The organism is Steroidobacter sp. (genome assembly GCF_016790065.1).
In the GTDB taxonomy this organism is placed as follows: domain Bacteria; phylum Pseudomonadota; class Gammaproteobacteria; order Steroidobacterales; family Steroidobacteraceae; genus Steroidobacter.
Genome location: NZ_JAEUPY010000360.1, coordinates 1 through 8,920, shown reverse-complemented (window position 1 = coordinate 8,920; position 8,920 = coordinate 1). Strand labels below are relative to the sequence as shown.

The 8,920-nt window shown below is 61.5% G+C and carries 7 protein-coding genes; 2 read left to right on the top strand and 5 right to left on the bottom strand.

The genetic code is table 11. The features are described from left to right. The coding region (locus JNL55_RS14975; protein WP_293854799.1) for a LysR family transcriptional regulator at positions 1 to 738 on the bottom strand (738 nt) is incomplete at its 3' end. Positions 739 to 839: 101 nt separating this feature from the next. Between JNL55_RS14975 and JNL55_RS14970 the strand changes: the two genes are divergently transcribed. Beyond that, a complete protein-coding gene (locus tag JNL55_RS14970) occupies positions 840 to 2,144 on the top strand; it encodes an aspartate aminotransferase family protein (protein WP_293854794.1) in 1,305 nt (434 codons plus the stop codon). A gap of 1 nt (position 2,145) precedes the next feature. Then, a complete protein-coding gene (locus JNL55_RS14965; protein WP_293854790.1) occupies positions 2,146 to 3,687 on the top strand; it encodes a CoA-acylating methylmalonate-semialdehyde dehydrogenase in 1,542 nt (513 codons plus the stop codon). 49 nt (positions 3,688 to 3,736) lie between these two features. On the opposite strand, the gene JNL55_RS14960 is transcribed toward JNL55_RS14965, so the two are convergent. The 4 genes from JNL55_RS14960 to JNL55_RS14945 all read right to left on the bottom strand — a co-directional run. Further along, the gene (locus JNL55_RS14960; protein WP_293854785.1) at positions 3,737 to 6,088 is read right to left on the bottom strand and encodes a prolyl oligopeptidase family serine peptidase; all 2,352 of its coding nucleotides are present in this window, start codon (positions 6,086 to 6,088) and stop codon (positions 3,737 to 3,739) included. A gap of 12 nt (positions 6,089 to 6,100) precedes the next feature. After that, on the bottom strand, positions 6,101 to 6,244 hold the full coding sequence (locus JNL55_RS14955) for a hypothetical protein (RefSeq protein WP_293854782.1): 144 nt from the start codon (positions 6,242 to 6,244) through the stop codon (positions 6,101 to 6,103). A gap of 125 nt (positions 6,245 to 6,369) precedes the next feature. Continuing rightward, positions 6,370 to 8,670, bottom strand: coding sequence for an alpha/beta hydrolase family protein (locus tag JNL55_RS14950; RefSeq protein ID WP_293854778.1), 2,301 nt, complete (start codon positions 8,668 to 8,670; stop codon positions 6,370 to 6,372). Positions 8,671 to 8,678: 8 nt separating this feature from the next. Next, the coding region (locus JNL55_RS14945) for a hypothetical protein (RefSeq protein WP_293854775.1) at positions 8,679 to 8,920 on the bottom strand (242 nt) is incomplete at its 5' end.

Below are 8,920 nucleotides of genomic sequence, written 5' to 3'. Positions count from 1 at the left end.
GGTCGCAATCGCTTCCTGATCGTACCCGGTGGCGGCGCGTTCCAGGCGCGTGCGATGGCTCAACACCATGTTGGGCGAGTGATACCCCAGCCCGGCAAACGGCAGCTTGCGGACCTTGGTCCAGGTCAACGAATCGTTGTTGGCGTTGAACAGCGGATGCCGCACGCCGCAGTACATGAGCATGTGCTCGCCGAACAGATCGGTGTAGGCCAGCGTTTTGGAGCTGCGATGAGTCGGCATGACGCCGACGTGATACGCACCATCGAGCAGGCCGCGTTCGATGCCGTTGATGGAGTCGACGTGAATGCTCAAGCCCACCTCCGGTGCCATCCGGTTGAAGCGCTCCAGCGCTTGGGCAATGTGCGCTTCCGGATTGCTCACGGTCTTGTCGAACAGCGCAATCTCCAGCTGCCCGCCCATGCGCTGGTGAATCTCGTCGATGCCGCTGCGAAAGGCCTCGACCGAGCCGAGCAACTTCAGGATTTCGCGATACACGCGGTCGCCTTCGGTGGTGAGCGCGAATCCCCCTCGCCCGCGACGGCACAGCCGCAGCCCGAGCCGAGTCTCGAGATCCTTGATATGGCGGCTCACGGTGGAGGTGCCGATGTTCAGTTCCAGTTCGGCCGCAGCCATGCCGCCGCACTCCGCCACCGCCTTGAAAACCCGCAATAAGCGCAGGTCCAGGTCGCTGACCTGGCCCAAGATGGCACGTTCGCGGGGCTGTCCAGTCACTTTCATGAATACGCAACTAAAGAGTGATGTTTGTGACTTTCTAAGAGTACCGGTTTTGCCAACAATGTGCTGGTTCCCCTACCCTCAGGCCACCATTCAGCTAAAAAATGAGCCGCCTAGACGCCTACTGGATGCCGTTCACCGGCAATCGCAGCTTCAAGAAAGACCCCAGAATCGTGGTGCAGGCCGAAGGCGCCTACCTGATCGACGATCAGGGCCGCCGGATTTTGGACGGCCTGTCCGGGCTGTGGTGCACGGGCTTAGGCCATTGCCGCCCGGAGATCAGCGAGGCGGTGTCGCGTCAGATTTCGAAGCTGGATTACTCGCCGGCCTTCCAGTTCGGCCATCCGCTGGCATTCGAGCTCGCCGACAAGATCCAGTCGTTGATGCCGGCCGGCTTGAATCACGTGTTCTTCACCGACTCGGGCTCCGAGGCCGCGGACACGTCGCTGAAAATGGCCCGGGCCTACTGGCGCGCCAAAGGCCAAGCCAATAAGACGCGCCTCATTGGTCGTGAGAAGGGTTATCACGGCGTCAACTTCGGCGGCATTTCCGTCGGCGGCATCGGCGCGAATCGCAAGATGTTCGGTCCGAGCGTCGAGGCCGATCATCTGCCGCACACCCTGCTCGCGTCGAACGCATTCTCACGCGGCATGCCGAACGACGGCGCCGAGCTGGCCGACCGCCTGCTCGACCTGATCGCGCTTCACGACGCATCCAACATCGCCGCCGTGATCGTCGAACCGTTGTCGGGATCGGCCGGCGTCGTGGTGCCGCCGCGAGGCTATTTGCAACGGCTGCGTGAGATCTGCACCGCTCACAACATCCTGCTGATCTTCGACGAAGTCATCACCGGCTTCGGCCGCTGCGGGGCGCTGACCGGCGCTGAGGCATTCGGCGTGGTTCCGGACATGATCAACATCGCCAAGCAAGTGACCAACGGCGCACAGCCCTTAGGTGCGGTAATCGCGAGCGACACGATTCATAACGCCATCATGGATGCTGGCGGCCCAGACTATGCAATCGAGTTCGCGCACGGCTACACCTACTCTGCTCATCCTGTGGCCTGCGCCGCAGGCATCGCTGCACTCGACGTGCTTCAGCAAGATCAAATGATCGAACGAGTCCGCACCATTGCGCCCTACTTCGAACAAGCCGTGCACAGCCTGAAAGGCTCGCGCCACATCGTCGACATCCGCAACTTCGGCTTGGCAGCAGGCATTACGCTTGCGTCCCGTCCCGGCGAACCCGCGATACGGCCGATGGCAGCTGCACTGGCATGCTGGCGCAAAGGTGTCTACGTCCGATTCGGCGGCGATACACTACAGCTCGCGCCCCCCTTCATCATCGAGCGGGCGGAGATCGATCGCCTGGTCGAAACGGTTCGTGAATCTTTGCATGAGGTCGAATGACATGAACGCAGTGCAGGCCACTCAGTCCCCCGCCGTCCTTCAACACTGGATCGGCGGTCGACGGGTCGAAAGCACCGGCACGCGCACCCAGCCCGTGTTCAATCCAGCCACCGGCCAACGCATTCGTGACGTTGCGCTGGGAAGCACGCAGGATTTGCAGGCCGCCGTCGATGCGGCATTGAAAGTCCAGGCCGCTTGGGCCGACACGCCGCCGATCCGTCGGGCTCGCTACCTGCTGAGCTTTCTGCAGCTGATGAATCAGCAGCGCGAGGCGCTCGCCGCCGCGATCACCGAAGAGCACGGCAAGGTGCTGTCGGATGCGCGTGGCGAAGTCATGCGAGGTATCGAGATCGTCGAGTTCGCCTGTGGTATCGCGCCCATGTTGAAGGGCGACTTCACCGATCAAGTGGCGACGGGCCTGGACAACTGGACCATTCGCCAACCGCTGGGCGTCGTCGCCGGCATCACGCCGTTCAACTTCCCTTGCATGGTGCCATGCTGGATGTTTCCTATCGCCCTCGCCTGCGGCAACACTTTCATTCTGAAGCCTAGCGAGCGCGATCCGTCGGCGGCATTGTTGATCGCTCAAATGTTGAAGCAAGCTGGTATTCCCGACGGCGTGTTCAACGTGGTTCAGGGCGACGCGACGGTGGTGAACGCGATCCTGCAGCACCCGGACATCAAGGCGGTCAGCTTCGTCGGCTCGACCCCGGTCGCAAAGCATATCTATACGGAAGGTTCGCGAAACGGCAAGCGCACTCAGGCGCTGGGCGGCGCCAAGAACCATATGGTGGTGATGCCGGACGCCGATCTGGATCAAGCCGTGGACGCGTTGGTCGGTTCAGCCTACGGCTCCGCCGGCGAGCGTTGCATGGCCATCTCGGTCGCGGTGCTGGTCGGCGATGTGGCCGACAAGATCATTCCGCGCCTCGCTGAGCGCGCTCGGACACTGAAGATTGCCGACGGCACCGTTGACGATGCCGAGATGGGCCCGATCATCACGCGCGAATCGGTACAGCGAATCAGCGGCCACATCGAAGAAGGCAGCACCAGCGGCGCATCGCTGGTCGTCGACGGCCGTGTCGATCCAAAGAGCGGCGCACCGTTCTCAGTCAAGGGCCGCGAACAGGGCTTCTGGCTCGGCGGCACGCTGTTCGATCACGTAAAGCCTGACATGAAGATCTATCAGCAAGAGATCTTCGGACCCGTGCTTGCGTGCGTGCGCGTCAACGACTTCGCTGAAGCGGTTCGTCTGGTCAACTCGCATGAGTTTGCCAACGGCGTATCGTGCTACACGCGCGATGGTCACGTCGCTCGTGAGTTCGCGCGGCGCATCGAAGTCGGCATGGTGGGCATCAACGTGCCCATTCCGGTACCGATGGCCTGGCACGGCTTCGGCGGCTGGAAAAGCAGCCTGTTCGGCGACACTCACGTCTATGGACAGGAAGGCATCCGCTTCTACACGCGCCAGAAGTCCATCATGCAGCGCTGGCCGGAGAGCACCGAGAAAGGCTCGGAATTCGTGATTCCGTCATCGATCTGAGTTGATACGACGCGCGCGGCTTTACTGGCCGCGCGCGTCGACATCAACGTCAGTGAGTCTCAGCGCCGAGATAGCGACCGATCCACTCGATGCGTCGTTGCCACAGGTCGGCAACGTTGTCCGGCCGCTGTAGCACGTGCCCCTCACCTTCATAGTCACGTAGCTCCACCATCTTGCCGAGTCGTTTGAGCGACGCGAACACCGCACCGCTATCCGCTGCGATGGGGTCCTCAGTGCCGCGCGCGATCAGCAACGCAGTCTGAACCTGATCGAAAAAGAACGACGGCGAGTTCTGCAAGTAGCGCAGTGGCTCTTCCCACGGGGTCGCATACATCGCGCCCTGCCCGCGTTCGTAGTAACCGATGCCCGAGTCCAAGCTGTTCTGGAATCGTGAGTAGCCTTCGAACAGATTCGACGCGCCCGAACCGGTGATGACCGCCGCTTTGAAACGCTGCGTGCGGGAGATCAGCGCGAGCGTGCTGTAACCGCCGAAACTCTGTCCCATCACGGCCAGCCGCTCCGGATCCGCGAATCCCAGCTCCACAGCTTTGTTCACACCCGGGATGACGGCATCGAAGATGTCGGTCGCCGGCGCACCCTTGTGCATGGGAACGTCGGGATAGAGCACCGCATAGCCGCGGGTCGCGAACATCTGCATGTTGAACGTCGGCCCCCAGCCGAAGGCAAACCGATTCAGATCGTTGGAACCATACTTACCGCCGTACACCCAAACGACCAACGGCAAGCGCTTGCCGGGTGTCGCATCGGCCGGCAGTAGTAGCGAGCCTTGCAGCGCCTCGCCTTTGAGCGACTGCCACTCGATCAGGCGCGTCTTGCCCATGGCGTAACTTGCCAGTTCGGCGTGCAAGCGTGACAGCTGTTTCGACTGACCGGTTTTCAGATCCAGCAAATGAATCTCCGGCGCGTGGCCAGCGTCTTCCTTGAAATACGCGAACTGCTTTGGACCCGAGATACTGCCCTGGAGGTGGTGTTGAAGGTGCGCGTCGTACTCGGCAATGCGCGTCGTCTTCCCTGTGCGCACGTTGAGTCGATAGAAGCCTTGCTGCTTGGTTTGGGGTGCTTGCGTGCGAAGGATCATCGAGTCGCTAGGATCCGACCAATAGGTGTTGCGCGAGGCTGGCAAAACGATATCGGCGATGCGTCGATCCGCCATCGTCACCAGTTTCTTACCCACGCGACCATCGGCTGGCAACTCCCAAATGCAACTGCGCTCGGTGGCCGCTTCCATGCCTTGCGGCGTATCCAGCAGGTACAGACGGGTGGCGTCCGCGCTCCACAGCATCGGCCCCCAACGCACGCCTTTGAGCTGTTGCCCCGCTGGCAGCTTCAGTGTCGTCTTCGCGGCGCCGTCGATGGACGAGACATACGCAGACCAAGTGCCCATCGACTCGCCGCCGCGCGACACATAGGCAACGCGGCTGCTATCTGGAGACCAACTGAACTCCGCCGGGTCATCCGGAACCACAGTATCAGCCAGGACCTTTTCGGTGCCGTCGGCGAGCGAATAAACGCGCACCGACGTCGTTCCCAACAGCATGTTCGGCACCCGGCCGTCGGAATTGATGGTTGCCACGTGCTTGCCGTTCGGCGAAATCAGGAACCGCAGCGGACGCAGGTTGCGAGCTACACGCTGTAAGCGACCGCTATTCACCTCGACCGACACGATGTCAGCTAGAAAACGATAGTCCATGAACGCCGACCAATCGGCGGGCAGCGCTTCGGCGGCTGATTTCTCAGTGGTGAATACATTCACGCGCCCCGAAGCGCCCGACTTCTCAATCTTCTGCCGATAGTTGTTGTCGAGTCGCGCGAGATCTGTGTACGTCATGCCTTCGGGCACGGCCTTGAACACGATGCGACTTCCGTCAGCCGTCCATTGCGGTCGATCGTTGTTACGAAACATGCGGACCGCCGCATCGGAGAGTTTCCTCACTTGGCGAGTCTCGCGATCCCAGAGCCACACCTTGGCGGTGCCATCACGATCCGAGTAGAAAGCGAACGACTGCCCGTCGGGCGACCAGTTGCCGCTCCAACTGGCGCCGCGCTCGGACGTGAGCTTGATCGATTCGCCGGTGACCGTGTCCAACAGCTGCGACCGAAAAATCGAGCCGCCGGCCCACATCGGCATGCCAGTGGCGGTGAACGTTTGCGACGCATACTCGAACGTGAACGACTCGCGTGGATCCGAGACATCGAACGCAAGCCAACGGCCGTCTGGCGACGTCTGCAGGCCGCTGAACATATCGGTGTCGAGTTCGCTCACCACCGCGCTGGCGGGCAACGCGCTCGGCGTCGCAGCGGCCCCGACGCTGGTAGCAACCAGGGAACCCAGAATCGCGACAGCGCCCCAGCGCGCTGCCTGAACACGAAAGGAAGACATGTACACGCTCCGTTACAGTGATAACCCTGCTTGGATCCAAACGTAGCGACCCATCAGGTCATAGATGTAGGGGTCATAGCCGGTGTCGCCGTAGCCCGAGCCCGAATGGTCCGGCTCTTTGTTCAACAGATTTCGAGCACCGGCCGAAACAAACATTCGCGACCACACCGTATGGATCGCCCGCCTCCACCGGCGCACGCACCCCGCCATGGGTCGAGTCTAATAGCCACGGCCTGGAAAAAAGATCCTGTACGAGTAGAGGAAGTGGTCGAGGCCTGCGTCTAGATCCCAACCAGATACTTCTGTAAGAACTGGAGAATGCGCTGGCTCGCATCCACTGCCTGCGCTGGCGACCAATCGCTGATGACATGTCCCTGCCCCGCGTACAACGCGAGCTCAGCGGTCTTGTCCAGACGCCTCAACGCCACGAACAATCGCTTGGACTCCTCGCTGGGCACCCGCGTATCGCCTTCGCCTGAAACCAACAGTAGCGGCGTGAAGATGCGGTCGGCGCGGTAGTACGGCGAGTTGTCGAGATAGCGCAGTGGATTGGTCCACACCGGCACGCCGAGCCGGCCCTGGCTGTTCTCCGACCAACCGACGTTGATGGCGAAGCCCTTGTCGTTCATGGCGGCGTAACTTCCGCCCAGATCGAAAGCGCCATTCACCGCGATACCGGCGCGGAACAGATTGGTTTGGCTGGCTAGCATCGCGGTGCTGTACCCACCGTAAGACTGGCCACTCACCGCCAGTCGCGAGCTATCGATGTACCCCAACTCGGCTGCGCGTAACACCTGAGGCAGCAGCTCGTCGACCAATTGTTTAGCCACATCGTTCTGCTGCTTCTCCGGCCCCAGCTTCACGAACGGCATCACCACCGCGAAGCCGCGACTGGTGTAGAGAATGCTGGGGGTCGTGTTACCCGAGCCGCCACCGAACGATTCGACCCGATTGGACAAATCCGCGCCGGGATAGACCATCACCACCGCCGGCAACTTATCGCCCCGCTTGGCCCCTGGCGGCAACAACACCGTCGTGCGCACATTCTCTATGGCGCCGGCGTAAGTCGGGATCGGCGTATCGAATGTTTGCGCGCTACCGACTTTGACTCCCGCCAGACGCGGATCGAGCACGAGCGCCGGCCGCTTGGCAACGTACCGCTCCGAGTAGAACGCAATGTTGTCCGCCGTTTGCAAATCCTGATTCAGGTCTAACCACAGTTTGTGGTCGGCGCTGGCGGCAACGTTCTCGCCGCGTTTGCCATAGCCTTGCCACAGCGTTTCTTCGCGACCTGTGCGCATGTCGAAGCGCACGATGGAACGCTTCCCCGACGCCTTGTCGCGCAACTGTGCAGTGATGAGATTCGGCTCGTGCTGCCAGATCGTAGAGTCGCCGACCGTCAACAGACTCAAGAACTCCTGGCCCGCCGCGAACTGCCAACGAACCGGAGCGCCGGAATCCAACGACAGCACAGCCAGTCCACGCGGCGTGATATCGGACCGGCCGCTTTTCTGCGGGTTGATCGGATCGGTGCCGACGATGAGACGACCGTCGCGCGTGAACCAATACACCGTCGATTCGAGACGGCCGAGATCCGCCGCAACTCGGCGGGCTGGCTGCGGCCCATCCGCACCGAATTCAATCAGATAAACGGCGCCATCCTTCCAATACACCAGCTTGTCTTGCTCCGGATGCCATCGATACGTGAGTCGATACGCATCGCCCCATAGCTCAGGCACTTCATTCACGAGTCGCACCGGCTTGCCGTCGGGCAAGCGCAGTGCCCAAAGCTCTTTGGTGAACTCGGCTTGCGAGGTTGGCTGCGTGGTTTGCGACAGATAAGTCATCCAACGCCCGGAGGTGGAGATCCGCGCCGAGGTCGGCGAAGCATCGCCTTCGGCGGGCACGAGGATCTTCGACACGCCGCTCGCCACATCGACAGCACCGATAAAGAATTTCTCCGGGATAAACGCCAACTTCTCGGCCTTCGCCGCGGCGGAGGCTTGATTCCCCGACTGAAACACCTTGACGCTCGGTTGATCCGACGTGGCATCGCTCGCAGGTTTCGCTTTGACGTTGCCGCCGGGCCCGACGACATACAACGTGCGATCGTCCGCCGACCAAATCGGCGGATCGCCCAGCATGCCATTGGTGGGCAACGACCCGACGGCGCGACAACTCTTGCCATCGTAGATCCACACGCCAGGTTTCCCGCCGGCATCGGAATAAAACGCGAGCTGACGATTGTCGTGTGACCATGCCGGCGACCAGCTGTTGCCATCGGCACACGGCGCTTTCGGCGTAGCCGCTTCACCGCGCGCCGTGAGATCGACCAGGCGCACCTTGGCTCCGTAGTAAAACGTCATGGTCGCGAATGGATCGAACGGCTGCTCGGGCGGCATCACATCCGGTCGCTTCTGTAACGTGAACGCCAAGCGCGCACCGTCGTCGGTCAGTGCCAGCCTGTCGTAGGCCGGCACTTCAATGGGATCGAACGCCAAACGAAAATCGAAGCCAGGCGGCAAGGTCGAGGCGCACGACAACACCGGCAGCGCCAGGGCCGCCCAGATCAAATTACGCATGGGGCCTCTTAGAAGCTTTGCTTCAGAGTGATGTAGTAAGTCGCCAGGCGCGGGTCGCCGAGCCAGCTATAGAACTGGTAACCGTTGACCGTGTCGTACGGCGGGCTCTTGTTGAACACGTTGCGGATACCAGCCTGCACTTCCAAGCCATCGAGCACGCGGCCGAGCATGCTGCCGGTGTCGCTCTCGAATCGCACCTTGCCGAACACGTCGTGATAGATCTGACTCTTGACCTTGCCGCCATTGCCTT